This is a genomic window from Janthinobacterium sp. SUN100, assembly GCF_030397705.1.
Lineage (GTDB): Bacteria > Pseudomonadota > Gammaproteobacteria > Burkholderiales > Burkholderiaceae_D > Janthinobacterium > Janthinobacterium kumbetense.
This window is the reverse complement of sequence record NZ_JAPUBU010000001.1, coordinates 2,179,595-2,196,110: the sequence shown is the minus strand read 5'-3', so window position 1 is coordinate 2,196,110 and position 16,516 is coordinate 2,179,595. Positions and strand designations below refer to the sequence as shown.

8 protein-coding genes are annotated in these 16,516 nt (G+C 63.1%); 3 read left to right on the top strand and 5 right to left on the bottom strand.

Annotated features, from left to right (window positions below; all coding sequences use genetic code 11):
- Window positions 1–18: 18 nt before the first annotated feature.
- From O0881_RS09655 to cphA (O0881_RS09635), 5 genes are all read right to left on the bottom strand, one after another.
- Entirely contained in the window at window positions 19–303 is a 285-nt protein-coding gene (locus O0881_RS09655) for a hypothetical protein (RefSeq protein ID WP_077407612.1), read from the bottom strand.
- 335 nt (window positions 304–638) lie between these two features.
- Window positions 639–3,308, bottom strand: coding sequence for a TonB-dependent receptor (locus O0881_RS09650; RefSeq protein ID WP_289911068.1), 2,670 nt, complete (start codon window positions 3,306–3,308; stop codon window positions 639–641).
- Between the two features lie 227 nt (window positions 3,309–3,535).
- Window positions 3,536–6,679, bottom strand: coding sequence for an EAL domain-containing protein (locus O0881_RS09645; RefSeq protein ID WP_289911067.1), 3,144 nt, complete (start codon window positions 6,677–6,679; stop codon window positions 3,536–3,538).
- A gap of 192 nt (window positions 6,680–6,871) precedes the next feature.
- Window positions 6,872–9,442 (bottom strand): cyanophycin synthetase, encoded by a 2,571-nt coding sequence (gene cphA, locus O0881_RS09640; RefSeq protein ID WP_099666962.1) that lies wholly within the window; start codon window positions 9,440–9,442, stop codon window positions 6,872–6,874.
- A gap of 181 nt (window positions 9,443–9,623) precedes the next feature.
- Window positions 9,624–11,801 carry a cyanophycin synthetase gene (gene cphA, locus O0881_RS09635; protein WP_289898584.1) on the bottom strand — a complete coding sequence of 726 codons (2,178 nt, stop codon included), beginning with the start codon at window positions 11,799–11,801 and terminating at the stop codon, window positions 9,624–9,626.
- 512 nt (window positions 11,802–12,313) lie between these two features.
- Between cphA (O0881_RS09635) and O0881_RS09630 the strand changes: the two genes are divergently transcribed.
- The 3 genes from O0881_RS09630 to O0881_RS09620 all read left to right on the top strand — a co-directional run bounded on the left by O0881_RS09630 (window position 12,314) and on the right by O0881_RS09620 (window position 16,512).
- Entirely contained in the window at window positions 12,314–14,584 is a 2,271-nt protein-coding gene (locus O0881_RS09630) for an ABC transporter ATP-binding protein (RefSeq protein WP_289911065.1), read from the top strand.
- 2 nt (window positions 14,585–14,586) lie between these two features.
- The gene (locus O0881_RS09625; RefSeq protein ID WP_099666965.1) at window positions 14,587–15,057 is read left to right on the top strand and encodes a DUF1854 domain-containing protein; all 471 of its coding nucleotides are present in this window, start codon (window positions 14,587–14,589) and stop codon (window positions 15,055–15,057) included.
- Window positions 15,058–15,525: 468 nt separating this feature from the next.
- Window positions 15,526–16,512 (top strand): hypothetical protein, encoded by a 987-nt coding sequence (locus O0881_RS09620; RefSeq protein ID WP_289911063.1) that lies wholly within the window; start codon window positions 15,526–15,528, stop codon window positions 16,510–16,512.
- Window positions 16,513–16,516 lie beyond the last annotated feature (4 nt).

Below are 16,516 nucleotides of genomic sequence, written 5' to 3'. Positions count from 1 at the left end.
GCGATGGTACAGGATTCGTCAGCGCGCCGGTAGCGGCGCGCCTTGCACCCGGGCGGCCGTGCGTGGACGCAGGCGGGCAAACAGGTGCGGCCCGGCCGGTTTGCGGCGCGGTCCCGTTGTCAGCACGCGCAGGGCGGTGGGCAGCGGCACGTCGTGGCAGTGCAGGAACAGGGCGGCGGCACCCGTGCCGGCCATTTCCTGCAAGGCCAGCGCATGCTCGACCAGCGCCGCCGTACGCATGTCGAGCCGTACCGGGATGTCGGGTTGGAATAACTGTGTGTCGATGGGCCGTGCATTGCGCATGCTGTCCCCCGCCGGGTTCGCTAGTCAAGCTGCCAGCATAAAAGCGCCCCGGCGCCACCACTTTGCGCCAGATCAATTCCACTGTCGGATAGATTCCACAAGGCAAAAAAAACGCCAACCGTTGCCGGCTGGCGCTGAAAACCCTCGAAGGAAGAAAAAATATGTATTTCAACGACGTTTCGACGCCTGACAAAACCATCGCCGGCCGCAAAGCGCGCCGCGCAGCCAGTTTGGTCAGGCGTTACTGCCGGTGCTAAAAACGTCCAGGGCTAGGCGCCGCGCCGAAGACAGTACGCACAGTACGGCGAGGCGCGGCAACAACGCCCTGGGCGTTTTTAGTAGCTCCAGCGCAAAGACAGGCCTACAACCTTGTCATAGCGCCGCACATCGCGCACATAGTCCGGCGTGTCGTGATAGTCGCGGTAGGTCGAGTCGAGCAGGTTGTTTGCGTCCAGCGTCACCGTGGTATTCGGGTTGAGCTTGTACGAGACCGACGCGTCCAGGGTCTTGGTGGGCGCCACGGTCAGGTGGATGCCCTTGCCGCGGTAGTTGTAGTCGTCGACGTACTTGTCGCGCCAACTGTAGGCCAGGCGCGCCGACCACGGTCCCTGTTCGTACAGGCCGACGATATTGGCCGACCATTTCGACATGCCCGTGAACGGATGCGCGCTGCCATTCAATTCTTCCAGCTCGCCCGTCATGTAGGTGGCGTTCGCCTGCAGGCCCAGGCCGCTCATCCAGCCGGGCAGCTTGTCGTAGAACTGCTGGTAAGCCATTTCCACGCCTTGCAGATGGCCCTTCGAGGTGTTGCGCGGACGCGTGATGTCGTACTCGATGCCGTCATACGTTTCCTTGGCCGAACCGGACAGGATGTAATTCTTGAAGTTGTGGCGGAATACGGTGGCCGTGACGGAACCCGTCTGCGCGAAATACCATTCCAGCGCCGCATCGAGGTTCTTGCCTTCCACGGGTTTGAGGTCGGGATTGCCGCCGCTGCCCGTCGGACGCACCATTTCCAGACTCTTGCCCAAGGTCACGCCGGGGTTGAAGTCGGCGAAGTTCGGGCGCTGCACCGCCTTGCCGGCCGTCAGGCGGGCGACCAGGTCCTGGCGCAGCATGGCTTTCAGGGTCAGGCTGGGCAGTACGTCCGTATCGGACGTTTTCACGCGCACGGGCGTGACGATGCCATCTTGCGAAGAATTGCCTTGCAAGTCCTGCTTGGTCTGCACCACGCGCACGCCCACGGTGCCATCGACCGGCACTTGCGCCAGATCAAAGCCGATGCGCGCCTTGCCGTAGACGGCATTGGTTTTTTCCACATCCTTGAAGTGGGTCATCGGATCGTCCGGGCTGCGCTCGCTGCTGCCCGTAAACAACTGGCGCAAGGTGTCCGTGTTGTTGAGCATGTAGTCGCGGCACGGCGTGAGCCAGCTTTGCAGGCCGAAGTTGCCCGTGTTCTTGTGCGAGGTGCATGCCAGGCCGGGCAGGGCGTCCGCGGTCATGATCGACGTCAGCCCGCCTTGCACGTTCTTTTCGCGGATCGATTCGGCCTTGCGCTTGGCCAGGCGCACGCCGCCCGAAAATTCACGGAAGAAGCCCGTGCTGTCCATGTCGTAGGTGACGTCGCCGCGCCAGTCGGTCGAGCTGCCTTCGTCGTGGCTGTGGTTATCGTAGAAGCCCAGCAGCGTGTAGTTCTTCGGATCCAGCATGTTGTAGCCGGGGTAGCTGATTTGCGCGCCGCCGTTGACGTTCGTGCTGCCGATCACGCTGGTCGGATGGGCGAGGAAGTCGAGGATGGGAAATTCGCGCTCGAAGTTGCTGACCGTGCGCGCCAGTTCCGTCGTGGCGCGCAGCTGCGGCGTGATGTCCCAGCGCGCGCCGATGGCGCCTTGCGAACCGATCGAGCGGTCGCGCCGCGCCTGGGTCGAACCGAGCGTGAACGGCGACCAGGGGCCGTCGATCTTGCCCACCGTGGCCGCCTGATTGGTGCCGGGGATCAGGGTGATGTCCGGGTTCTGGCCCCAGGGCAGTGAACCGACGAAGAACTGGCTGTCGAACGCGTGCTTGATCAGGGTCGACATGCCTTCCGCATACACTTCCACCTGCGAGTTCGGGCGCCACTGGAAGGCGGCATTCGCCGCGTAGCGCTTGCGGTCGCCCACGGTGGGGATCATGCCGACGGAATCGGGTCCCGTGATGTTGCCCGCGTCGGGGCGCTTGACGGGTTCGGCGTTCCAGATCGTCTCGTCATAGTATTTGCTGCGCTGGTAGGACAGGCCGAGCAGGGCGCCGAATTCGCCATATGCGGTCTTCCAGCGGTTCGAGACCATGCCGCTGACGTTCGGATCCGTCGAGCCGGACTTGTCGCGGTGCTCGGCGCGCACGTTGCCCGACGCCGTAAAGCCCTTGAAGTCGAACGGGCGGTTGGTGCGCACGTCGACCACGCCGGCCGTGCCGCCTTCGACCATGTCGGCGCCCTGCGATTTGTACACGTCCACGCGCTGCAGCATGGCCGTCGGGATGTCGGCCAGGTACAGGCTGCGGCCCACGGAGGTGAACATTTCACGGCCGTTGAGCAGGGTCACCACGCCGGGCAGGCCGCGGATGATGACGGAACCCGCTTCGCCGCCTTCGCGGCGGATTTGCACGCCTGTCACGCGGCCGAGGATTTCGGCCACGTTCTTGTCGGGGAATTTGCCGATTTCATCGGCGACGATGGAGTCGACCACCTGGTCGTTGTTCTTCTTGATCGTTTGCGCGCTTTGTGCGGCGCGGCGCACGCCGGTGACGGCGACGACGGCGATGCCGGCATTGTCAGCCGCCGCCGGTGCCTCCGGTGCTGCCGTTTCCACCGTTGCTACCGCTTCCACGGCGGGCGCCTGTTGCGCCCAGACGGAAGCGCTAGTCAGCAGGCCGGCGCCGGCCAGGGCGGCCACCGTGGCCTTCAAGGTCAGCCGTGTGTTTTGCTTGGGCGTGCGGGTGCCCGTTGCCATCGATTGCTTCATCTTGTCTCCACCTGTATTTTAGTTATGTTGAGAACGCCGCGGCAGTCGCCGCCAGAGCTGGAACTTGCTCAGAAACATGGTAGGTGGGAATGACTTTGCCCCACAAATGACTTCTTTTGCGATGTCAATACCAATTCCGGTATCCCTGCTGCATTCATGCGCCCTGGCGGCGCTCCGCGCGTTGTCGAACCTGGCGCGGGCGCGTTGCGGACGCTCCACAGCAAGTGTCAGGCGGCGCAGGGCGCGGCGCTGTGCGCCAGCCAGGCCATGAAGTGCGCCTGCGGCATGGGGCGGGCAAAATAGTAGCCCTGTAATTCATCGCAGCCGGCGTGGCGCAGCACGTCCGCATCGGACGCGCTTTCCACGCCCTCGGCGGTCACCGTCAAGCCCAGGGTATGGCCAAGGCCGATGATGGTTTTTGTCACCGCCAGGTTTTGCGGCGAGCCGTGGATGTCCTGCACGAAGCTCATGTCGATTTTCAGCTTGTCGAGCGGGAAGCGGCACAGGTAGTTCAGACTCGAATAGCCGGTGCCGAAATCGTCGATCGACAGCGCGAAACCCAGCGCCTTGATGGCGTGCAGGGTGGCGATGGTGTCGTCCACGTTGTCCATCAGGATCGATTCCGTGAGTTCGAATTCGATCTGTCCCGGCGTGACGGGAAACTCGCGCAGCACCTCGCGCAAGGTGGCCACCAGGCCGCCGCTTTTCAGCTGGATGGCCGACAGGTTGATCGACACGGCGATGTCGCCCGCGCCCGCCTCGCGCCAGGCCAGCTGCTGGCGGCACGCCTCGCGGATGACCCACGCGCCGATGGCGACGATCAGGCCCGATTCCTCGGCGGCGGGAATGAAGCTGTCGGGCGCGATCAGGCCGTGCTGCGGGTGCAGCCAGCGGATCAGGCTTTCCACGCCATTCAGGCGGCTGCTTTTCGCATCGATGCGCGGCTGGTAGTACAGCACCAGTTCCTGCCGCTCGATGGCGTGGCGCAGATCGCTTTCCAGGTGCAGCTGTTGCAGCTGCTGTTCCTGCATCTGCGGCGTGAACATGCGCGCGTGATCGCGCCCGCCGCTCTTGGCCTGGTACATGGCCGCATCGGCGTGGCGCATCAGGGTATCCATGTCGCCGCCGTGGTCCGGGTAGATGGCCACGCCCACGCTGCACGAGACATACAGCTCGTTGCCTTCCACCTGGTGCGGCTCGCGCATGGCCGGTATCAGCCGCGTGTCGAGCAGGGCGGCGATGGATGCGGCATCGCCGACGCCGTTGAGGATGACGACGAATTCATCGCCGCCCAGGCGGCTGACGGTATCGCCTTCGCGCACCAGCTGCAGCAGGCGCTTTGAGACCGATTGCAGCAGCGCGTCGCCCACGTGGTGGCCCAGCGCGTCGTTGACGTGCTTGAAACGGTCCAGGTCGACGAACAGCACGCCCACCTTTTCGCCGCTGCGGCGCGCCTGCGCGATGGCGGCCGCCAGGCGCACTTTCGACACGTGGCGGTTCGCCAGTCCCGTCAGCGCATCGTGGTGGGCCATGTGCTCGATCTGCCGCTCGCTGGCCTTGCGTTCGCTGATGTCGAGCGAGCTGGCGATGAAATGCGTGGTGACGCCGTCGAGGTCGCGCACGGCGTTCATCACCAGCCAGGCGGGATAGCTTTCCAGCGACTTGCGCTGCACCCGGATCTCTCCCTGCCAGTAACCGCGCCGCGCCAGGGTCTGGCGCAGGCTGTCGAGCTGCTCGGGCGGGTTCTCCGGCGCGAGCAGGAAGGCCGGGCGCTTGCCGATCAGCTCCACCATGTCGTACAGCGAATGGCGGCGGAAGGCCTGGTTGACGGTGATGATGCGCATGCCGGCGTCCATCACGATCAGGCTTTCGGCCGATGCCTCGAATACCTTGGCCCACAGTTCCAGGCGCGACTCCATCAGCTTCATCTTGTTGATCGGCGTGAAGGTCGACAGCACGGCGCGCTGGCCCTGGTAGTCGATCAGGCGCGCGGAAATCAAGGCCCACGTGGGCGTGCCGCCGCCGCTCCAGCACACCTCGAATTCATCGACGGCGCCCAGGTCGCTCAAGCGCTGGAAGAAGCGCGAACGGGCTTGCGGATGCATGCCGCCCACCCACGGGTCCAGTTCCAGGCCGCCCTGCCACGCGTGCGCGGCCTGGTTCGCGTGCAGCACCTGGTGATGCGGAATCGAGGTGACCATCAGCGGGATGGGAATGGCGTCGACCAGCTGGCGCTGCGCATCGGCCGCGCTGGCGCGCGCCACCAGCTCCTGCTGCGCCATGCGCTGGAAGTCGAGCTGCTGCAGCATGGTATTGAAGGCGCCGACCAGGCGGCCCGTTTCATCCTCGCTGTCCCAGACGGCGCGCAGGCTATGGTCGCCCGTTTCGCGCACTTCCTGCGCCACGCGCGCCAGGCGGCGGATGGGCAGGGCGATCTGGCGCGCGACGAAAAACACCAGGCCCAGTATCATCACCAGCAGCAGCACGGCTGTGCCCAGGTGCAGCCACATGCGCGTGAAGAAGCCGTCCACGCGCAGCTGGATCAGACGGTGCAATTGGCCTTCCGCCGCGCGCCAGGCTCGCTGCAGGGCCGCGGCGGCCACCGCATCGCGGCGCAGCAGTTCCTGCGTGCCTGCGGGGTTGGCTTGCGCGCCGGCCAGCGCCTGGGTACTGGCGCGTAACTGCGCCACGGCCTGCCGCAGGGCCGCGCGCGAGCCGTCCAGGTGCTGGCGCAGCAGCGGCGTGCTGGCCGCGAACGCCTCCGTGTAGTCGCTGCCGATGCCGGCCATGGTGGCGTCCATGCGCCCCTCCAGTATCAGGAACTGGGTCTGCAGGCGCTGGCGCTGCGCGCCTTCGGCCGTCGCCAATTGCAGGGCCAGGGCGCGCGTGCTGTTGATCACTTCCAGCAGTTCGGGGAAGCGCAGGATCACCAGCGACATCGTGTAGTAGCTGTCCAGGTCCGGGTCGAGGATCAGGTTCGATTGGTTACCCACGCGCGTGAGCAGTGCGCGCCCGGCCACGAAGGCGGGCGAGGGCGCGATGCTGTCCGGCGTAGCGGAAATGCTGCCGGCCTGGCGCAGCAGGGCGGCAAATTGCGCATTCAGTTCGGCGCTGCGCATGCCGGCGCCGAAGCGGCTTTCGGCCTGCTCCACGGCCGCTGCCTGCGCGCCCGGCTGCGCCGTGCTGCGCGCCAGGGGCAGCAGCGCATCGCGGATCGTGGCAATGTAGTCATTGCCCGCCATCTCCTTGCGCGAGAAGTCGATGGCGATGTATTTTTCGTTGATGAGGATGCCGGAAATGAAGATCACGGCGGACAGGTCGAGCAAATAGATCAGCGCCAGTTTGCGCCCCACCGTCAATTTCCCGATCATGCGCGAGATTCTGCCCACCATGCGTGCCCCACCTTCTCGTCAGCCCATTTATGTTTTCTTATGAGCAATTTTCATGCCTGAATTTACAAGCTTGCAAGGGGACTTTTGCACCATGCAGGTGCGCGGCGGGAGACGGTGGACGATAAAAAAAGGGCGGCCCGCAGGCCGCCCTTGTGTGCACTGTTACAGCGCTCAGGCTTCGGCGACGCGCTTGGCGATGTGCGCCAGCGCTTCTTCCACCTGGTCGATCAGGATCAGGCACAAATCGCCTTCGCCGAGGCGTGCCAGGGCCTTGTCGATGGCGACGAATTCGCCGTTGATTTCATCGATATGGCTGGTGCGCTTGGCGCCGTCCAGGCCCTGGCGCAGCAATGCCACTACTTCGCCGTCGGCGCGGCCGCGCTGGCACTGGTCCTGGTACAGCAGCACGTCGTCAAACGCGGCGCCGAGGATTTCCGTCTGCTGGCGGATGTCTTCGTCGCGGCGGTCGCCGGCGCCGCTGATGACCACCGAACGGCGCTTGGCCGGCATGCTTTCCACGGCCTGCACCAGCGCCAGGATGGCGTCCGGATTGTGGCCGTAGTCGGCGATCAGGGTGGCTCCACGATAATCGAAGACGTTGAAGCGGCCCGGCGCATTGTCGGCTTCATTGGCGAAGGTTTTCAGGCCCAGCGCGATGGTTTTCCAGTCCAGGCCCACGGCCCAGGCGGCGGCCAGCGACGCCATGACGTTGTCGACCTGGAAGCCGATGGCGCCGTTGCGCGTGATCGGCACTTGCGACAGGGCGATTTCGTGGCGCTCGTTGCCTTGCGCCGCGACCAGCTTGCCGTCTTCCACGTACACCACGCGGTTGCCTTGCGCGCGGTGCGTGGCCATCACGGGATGCGTCTTGTCGGCGGCGAAGAAGGTCACCGTGCCGCTGCAATTCTTGGCCATGCGCGCCACGGCAGGGTCGGTGGCGTTCAGCACGGCCACGCCGCTGTCGGCCACGTTCTGCACGATCACGCGTTTCAGGACCGCCAGGTCTTCCACGGTGGTGATGTAGTTCAGGCCCAGGTGGTCGCCCGCGCCGATATTCGTCACCACGGCGACCTGGCAGCGGTCGAATGCCAGGCCTTCGCGCAGCATGCCGCCGCGCGCCGTCTCGAACACGGCCGCGTCCACGTCAGGGTGCAGCAGCACGTTGCGCGCGCTGCGCGGGCCGCTGCAGTCGCCGCTGTCGATCTGACGCCCTTCGATGTACACGCCATCCGTGTTCGTCATGCCCGTGCGCAGGCCGGAAGCCGTCAGCAGGTGGGCGATCAGGCGCACGGTGGTGGTCTTGCCGTTGGTGCCGGTGACGGCGACGACGGGAATGCGGCCATCGTCGCCTTCGGCGAACATGGCGGCGATGATGGCTTCGCCCACTGGGCGCGGCTTGCCGAACGACGGCGCCAGGTGCATGCGCAAGCCCGGCGCGGCGTTCACTTCGACGATGCCGGCGTTCTGCTCTTCCAGCGGTTTCAAAATGCTTTCGGAGACGACGTCCACGCCGCAGATGTCCAGGCCCACCATGTGCGCGGCCGCGACGGCGCGCGCCGCCACTTCCGGGTGTACGTCGACGGTGACGTCGGTGGCCGAGCCGCCCGTCGACAGATTGGCGTTATTGCGCAAGATCACGCGCTGGCCCACGGGCGGCACGGATTCGGCCACGTAGCCCTGCTTGGCCAGGCTGGCCAGGGCGATGTCGTCGAAGCGGATTTTCGTCAGCGAGGTGGCGTGGCCGCTGCCGCGGCGCGGGTCCAGGTTGACCTGGTCGACCAGTTCGCGCACCGTGTGCTGGCCGTCGCCCACCACTTGCGGCGGGTCGCGGCGGGCCGCCGCCACCATCTTGTTGCCGATGACGAGCAAGCGGAAATCGTGGCCCGGCAGGTAGCGCTCGACGAGGATATCGTCGCGGAATTCCTGCGCCGCGAGGAAGCCGGCCGTCAGCTGTTCGCGCGTGGTGACGTTGACGGTCACGCCCTTGCCCTGGTTGCCATCCTTCGGCTTGACGACGACGGGCAGGCCGATCTCGCAGGCGGCGGCCCAGGCGTCGTCCGCGTCGATGGCGACACGGCCGTGCGGCACCGGCACGCCGGCAGAATCGAGCAGTTTTTTCGTCAGTTCCTTGTCTTGCGCGATGGCTTCCGCGATGGCGCTGGTGCCGTCCATTTCGGCGGCCTGGATCTTGCGCTGCTTGCTGCCCCAGCCGAACGTCACCAGGCTGCCTTCGGTCAGGCGGCGGAACGGGATGTTGCGGGCCACGGCGGCGTTGACGATGGCGCCCGTCGAGGGGCCCAGGCGCACGTCTTCATCGAGTTCCTGCAACTGGTGCAGGGCGCCGGCCAGGTCGAACGGCGCATCGGCCAGGGCGGCCTGGCACAGCTGCTGCGCCAGTTCCAGGGCCAGGCGGCCGACGGCTTCTTCCGAATATTCGACGACGACCTGGAAGATGCCCGTTTCCAGGGTCGGCGTGGTGCGGCTGAAGGTGACGGGGCAGCCGGCTTGCGCCTGCAGGCCCAGCGCCGCAAGTTCCAGCACCTGCGCCATCGGCGCGGCGTTGTAGTTGCCCAGCGGTTGCAGCGGGCTCAGTTGCGGGAAGAGCGCGCGCAGGCGGGCTTCGAAGCCGGGCAGCTGGGCGATGTCGAGTTCCTGCGTGGTGCAGGAAACAATGGCTTCCACGGCGGTGTCGTGGCTCCAGAGGTTAGGGCCCCGCAAGGCCCGTACGCGAGATACTTCCATAATTAAACCGTAATCCTGTTGTGTTCTTGTGGGCCCGGCCGAAGCCGGGCTTTTACGTCAAATTAAACCGTAGCGAGCGGATGGGATTTGTGGCCGAGAAGCGGAGCTGTGCGGATGCACAGTGAGCATCGGAGGCCGCAAATCGCGCCGCGCAGTAGGTTTGGTTTGACGTCTCTGGTTTTCAGTTCCCGATGCAGCCGGGGGCCGCGTCGAAGGTGCGCAGGCCCGCGCAAATCAGGTCGACGGGCAGGTTCAGGGCCCAGGCGGCGGCCGCGACGGCCAGCACGCTGTCGACATTGCCGGCCGTGGCCGGTTTCAGCAGGTCCAGGCACAGCAGGACCGTTTCGATGCCGCCTTCGGCCAGCACGATGTGGTTGCCGCGCACGAACACGGCGCGCTGGCCGGCGGCCAGTTGCGCCGCGATGGCGGCCAGGCTGCCATCCTGCGCATACAGCGTCACGCTGCCGTCGCACAGCTCGGCCAGTTCCAGCACGTGCGCGTTGGCGGCGTTCAGCACGGCCACGCCCGTCGGCACCACCACGTCGACCTGGCTGCGCACGGCCTTGTACAGGCCCGCTTCGTCCAGCACGTCGAACTCCTTGACGCTATCGAGGCTGCCCATGTCCGTGACGACGCCGATCTGGCACTTGTCGTAGGCCAGGCCTTCGGCCAGGATCATGCGCGGATTGCTTTCGAACAGGGCCGTCTGCACGGTGCGGTTGAGCAGCAGGCGCTGGCCCGCATCCCAGTTCACGCAATCGCTGCTGACGACGCGGCGCTGGTCCAGGTACATGCCTTCGCTGCAGACGGCGCCCGTGTGCAGGCCCGACAGGTTGAGCAGCTTGCACAGCATGCGCACGATCAGGCTGGCGCCGCGCGTGCCCGTCACGCCGATCAGCGGAATGCGGCCCGTTTCCTCGGCGGCGAACAGGTGGTCGACGATGGCCGCGCCGACAGGGCGGGGCTGGCCTACGCCCGGCTTGATGTGCGCCAGCAGGCCGGGGCTGGCATTGACTTCGATGATGGCGCCGCGCTGTTCTTCCAGCGGACGCGTGATGTCGGTGGTGACCAGGTCGATGCCGGCGATATCCAGGCCAACCACGCGCGCGGCCAGCAGGGCCGCATGCACGACGGACGGATGCACGTCGTCCGTGACGTCGATGGCCACGTTGCCGTTCGGCTGGATCAGCACTTTCTGGCCCGCCTGCGGCACGGACAGGGCGGTCATGCCCTGGCGCTGCAGTTCCAGCACGATTTCGCCCGATTCATGCGGCTTGACGGTACCCAATGGGAAATCCTCGCCTTCGCCGCGGCGCGGGTCGGTATTGATCTGCGTGTTCACCAGTTCCAGCACGGTGGAAACGCCGTCGCCGTCGACCCACAGCGATTCGCCCTTGGCGGCCGCGATCAGCTTGTTGCCGACGACGAGCAGGCGGTGTTCGTCGCCCGTGATGAAGCTTTCCACCAGCACGGCCGAGCTGTCGCCCTTGCGCGCGGCCAGGTCGTAGGCTGCCTTCACGTCCGCTTCCGTCATCAGGTTCAACGACACGCCGCGGCCATGGTTGCCGTCATACGGCTTGACGACGACGGGCACGCCGATGTCCTGCGCTTCCTCCCAGGCCGCCTCGGCGCTGCGCACCAGGCTGCCCTCGGGCACGCGCACGCCGCACGATTTGAGCAGGAATTTGGTCAGATCCTTGTCGCTGGCGATGCCTTCGGCAATCGCGCTGGTGCGGTCCGTTTCGGCCGTCCAGATGCGGCGCTGCGCGGCGCCGTGGCCCAGCTGCACCAGGTTGCCGTCGTTCAGGCGCAAGGAAGGGATGCGGCGCTCGGTGGCGGCATCGACGATGCTGGCCGTGCTCGGGCCCAGGCAGCGCGAATCGACCATGTCGCGCAGGGGCGCCAGGGCCGCTTCCAGGTCGTAGGCTTCATCGTTGATGGCGGCCATCAGCAGTTCGCGCGCGGCGGCCAGGGCGGCGCGGCCCACGTGCTCTTCGCGCGTGCGGAAGGCCATCTTGTAGACGCCGCGCTGGCTGGTCGAGCGCGTCTGGCCGAAGCCCGTGCGCATGCCTGCCAGGTTTTGCAGTTCCAGCACCACGTGCTCGAGGATGTGGGCCGACCACGTGCCTTCGCGCAGGCGCTCGAAAAAGCCGCCCCGTTCGCCCACGCCGCAGCGGTGCTCGATCATGCCAGGCAGCCACGCCACCAGGCGTTCGTACAGGCCGGGCAGGGTATTGGATGGATAGTCTTCCAGTTCGCCGATGTCGACCCAGGCTTCAATCACCGGGCGGTAAGTCCAGATGTTGGGGCCGCGCAAGTGGGTGACGCGGGCAAATTCGATGTTCTTCTTCTTGATCATGTAAGTGGTTTCTTGATAACAAGCCAGGCGTCTGGGCGCCAGATACTTTATGTTGGCTCTACAGAGTCTTTTCAGGCTCGTGCTTGGTTCTTTATCCCGGGTATGCGCAGTGTGCCACTTTTAGAGGCCTCTTGTCGCGTTTGCTTCTCGTATTCTGCTGGTGTTGTCATTCTAATTGTTACTAATTGTTGCCATACTTGTTATAAAGATACCGACTCTGGGCTAAGCTGGAGCATTTGCGCAACAGCGGGCTGTTGTATACTTGCTCCGTATCGCGGCCGCGTTGCAAAAGCGCCGCGCCTGCCTGGCACTTCCTGCGACAGCCGCGCATTTTTTTTGCGCCGTTTTGCCATCATTCCTTACCGGCAGGCATCCATTCGATACAATACAGGAAATTGCCACTGGTGCATCCACCTCGCCATCGCGCAGTACACAAACATTGATCGGGCGTCTGCCCCATCCCCCAAATCCCGCCCTGAAGGGCTTGGCCTCGAGCCGGAGTATGCTTTACGATGACAACTGAACTGAGTGTTCCTGCAACAACTATTCCCCTCACCTCGCTGCCTGAACACTGGCTGGCGGAAGTCGAGAGCAACCTTTCTCCAGGGGAGAACGTTTTAAGTAGCGTTGAGGTTGACCTCGATGCGCGATTACGTTTCACAAAAGGCATAATTGTTGTCACCGAGAAGCGTTTACTGGCCCGTTCGCCGGGCGATACGGCCTGGAAAAGCTGGTCTTTCCGCCCTGGATTGCGCCTGACGCACCATGACCACGCCGGTGTCGGCCACCTGGAACTGTTCGACGACCACGGCCGCCTGGCTTCGTGGCGCTTCACCCTGGGCCAGAACCTGCACGCCATCCGCGTGCTGGAACAGTTCGTCGAGCGCCTCGACAGCCACCTGACGGGCCAGCCCGTGCTGGAAGCGGAGCAGGAAGTGTGTCCTAGCTGCAAGGCCCCGCTGGAGCCGGAGCAGGAAGAATGCCCGATCTGCGCCAAGGTGCTGTACACGCCGCCATCGACCTGGACCCTGTTCCGCCTGTGGCGCTTCGCCCACCCCTACCGTGGACAACTGGCCCTGGGCTTCCTGTTGATGCTGCTGAGTACGGCCGCGCACATGATTCCGCCCTACCTGACGGCGCCGCTGATGGACAATGTGCTGATCCCATATCAAAACGGCAAGCACATCGATCCGTGGCTGGTGGTGTATTACATGAGCGGCTTGCTCGGTTCGGCCCTGCTGGCCTGGCTGCTGGGCTGGGGCAAGACCTATGTGCTGGCGCTGGTGTCCGAACGCATGGGCGCCGACCTGCGCTCGGCCACGTATGAACACCTGATGAAGCTGTCGCTGGAATTTTTCGGCGGCAAGCGCACGGGCGACCTGATGGCGCGCATCGGCAGCGGCAGCGACCGCATCTGCGTCTTCCTCTCGCTGCATTTGCTCGATTTCGCTTCCGACGTGCTGATGATTATCATGACCGGTGTCATTTTGTGGTCGATGAACCCGTGGCTGGCCATCATGACCCTGGCGCCATTGCCCTTCATCGCCTGGATGATCCACCTGGTGCGCGACCGCCTGCGCACGGGCTTTGAAAAGATCGACCGCGTGTGGAGCGAAGTGACCAACGTGCTGGCCGATACGATTCCCGGCATCCGCGTGGTGAAGGCGTTTGCGCAGGAAAAACGCGAAGCGGCCCGCTTCCGCGACGCCAACGCGCACAACCTGGCCGTCAACGACAAATTGAACAAGGTCTGGTCGCTGTTCTCGCCCACCGTGTCCTTCCTGACGGAGATGGGTTTATTGGTCATCTGGTGCTTCGGCATCTGGCAGCTGTCGCGCGGCGAAATCACCGTCGGCGTGCTGACCGCCTTCATCGCCTACAGCACGCGCTTCTATGGCCGCCTTGATTCCATGAGCCGCATCGTCTCCGTGACGCAGAAGTCGGCCTCCGCCGCCAAGCGCATCTTCGACATCCTCGACCACGTGTCGAGCGTGCCGGAGCCGGCGCAACCGGTCAAGCTGGAGAAGATCGAAGGCCGCATCGACTTGCGCGAAGTCGGTTTCCGCTATGGCAACCGCGCCGTCAACCGCGGCATCACGCTGAATATCAAGGCCGGCGAGATGATCGGCCTGGTGGGCCACAGCGGTTCCGGCAAGAGCACCCTGGTCAACCTGATCTGCCGTTTCTACGACGTCTCGGAAGGGGCCATTTTGCTCGACGGCGTCGATATCCGCTCGTTCGCCGTCTCCGACTACCGCCGCAATATCGGCCTGGTGCTGCAGGAGCCATTCCTGTTCTTCGGCACCATCGCGGAAAATATCGCCTACGGCAAGCCGCACGCGACGCGCCAGGAAATCATCGCCGCCGCGCGTGCCGCGCATGCGCACGAATTCATCCTGCGCCTGCCGCAAGGCTACGATTCGATGGTGGGCGAGCGTGGCCAGGGCTTGTCCGGCGGCGAACGCCAGCGCATCTCCATCGCCCGCGCGCTGCTGATCGACCCGCGCATCCTGATCATGGATGAAGCCACGTCGTCGGTGGACTCGGAAACGGAAAAAGAAATCCAGAAGGCGCTGGACAACCTGGTGCAGGGCCGCACGACGATCGCCATCGCGCACAGGCTGTCGACCCTGCACCGCGCCGACCGCCTGGTGGTGCTGGACCGCGGCCAGGTCGTCGAAGTGGGCAGCCACGATGAATTGATGGCGAAAGAGGGCGCCTATTTCCGCCTCTACGAAGCACAGGCGCGCAACAACGAACTCGCCCTGGATGACAAGGAATAAGCATGGCCAGTACAACTTTTACATTACACCGCGACACCTTCGGCAAGCTGGTGATGACGGACGCGGACGGCCAGGTCTTTGAAGGCGTGGCGCCCGTGCGCGCCTTTCCCATCCAGTCGCCCGACGAAGGCATTTCGTTGGTGCTGGGCAATGGCAAGGAAGTGGCGTGGATCGACCATGTCGACACCTTGCCCGAGCCGGCGCGCAGCCTGCTGCAGGAAGAGCTGGAAGGGCGCGAATTCATGCCCGAGATCGCGCGCGTGAAAAGCGTCTCCAGTTTCGCCACGCCGTGCACCTGGTACGTCGACACGGACCGGGGCGAGACGCAGTTCGTGCTGAAGGGCGAGGAAGACATCCGCCGCATCGGCGCCGCGTCGCTCTTGATCGCCGATAACCACGGCATTCACTTTTTGATCCGCGACATGTTCAATATTGACAAGACGACGCGGAAAATTTTGGATCGCTTCCTGTAACACCGACATGGGGCGTCTGTGAAAAAAGCATCAATTGCTATATGGTAATTGATGCTTTTTCTCTTTCATGCCATGCAGTACATCATTTGTTCGTGCTATTCAAGGCCTGCATACTGTAAACGAAAAACTTCTTGATGCACTAAAATTCATTTATTCTATTTTTCTCGAAATATTCAAAGGGGCCGGGGCTGCTTGCGCAGACCTCGGCTTTTTATTTTTTTGACTCCTCTGGTACTGCAATTCGTCTGTTCATTGAAATTTCATTAGATAAGATGCACGAGAAAGGGGATGAGTTATTTTCATGATACATTTCTATCTTTGAATTGGATGTCAATTCATTAAAATTTTGTGCGACTTATCCTGTCAGGTGATGTAGTGCAGGCCGCTTTTTTCTATCGGAGACTGTATGGCTATGGGGAATACGGCTTGCGACCTGAATTCATGAATTTTTCACATTGAGGAAATTGAATGAAGAAATATGCTTTGTTGTCTTGCCTGTTAATTGCCGGCAGTGCGCATGCAGCATGGGTGCCACGGGTAACGGCCGTGACGTACATCGCCACTGTCCATTATGCAGGTGGCAGTGTCGCCTATTCAGAGAAGCGGATGGACCAAGGGCCGGTAACCAGATTTGCAGATCAGGTTACCAATGGTCCCTATAGCTTGGAAAAAACGCTGAATACCTTTCTGAAACAACAGGCGACGAATAATGGCGTGCAGTTTTACTCCGGTAAAGTGACAGGTAGCTTGCTGTTTACGCTGGCACCAGCGGCAGATGGTACTGTTGGTATCACAGTGCAGGCACCACGTTATCAAACTCTGATGGGGTATTCCGGTAAGAAATATGGCATCAGTTTCCGCTGCACTAATAGTGCAGCCATTGATAATTTCACCATCAATGCACAGATGGGATCTCCGCAAGGCTCGGGGCAGATATTGCCAGGAATGGGAGTTTCAGGAAACCCTTCTTCTTCGACCGATTGCGACTCCAATCTTAGCTGGATATTGCCAGTGATCGGAGACTATATCGTAAATCTTGGTAGTTCGAAGATAGATGACGCCATCGTTGCTGGCTTGAATCAGAGCATTGCCGGTGTCGCAACTCCATTTTTCAAGCGCGATCAAAATTATCTGACGGCACTCAATAATCTGATACCGCGAGATAAATCGGTATCCTTGCCAGGCGGCGGAAGTTTCCCTATCGGCCAATACGTTCAGGATAATCTGGCATATTTGCTGGCGAACAGTAAAATCACCATGCAGATAGACAAAGGCGTCATCTTGTCTGAGTTGACTGATGAGAAGACATGGTCCGCTACCGCCAATATCGTAAAGTTGACGCTGACCTCGCCAGCCATTTCATTTTCTGTTGATTTGCAGGAAAAAGACGATTTGGAGTGGACTTGGGACAAGAAGTGCGGTGGAAGATACGGAACCGACTGTAACATTCCGTGATCGC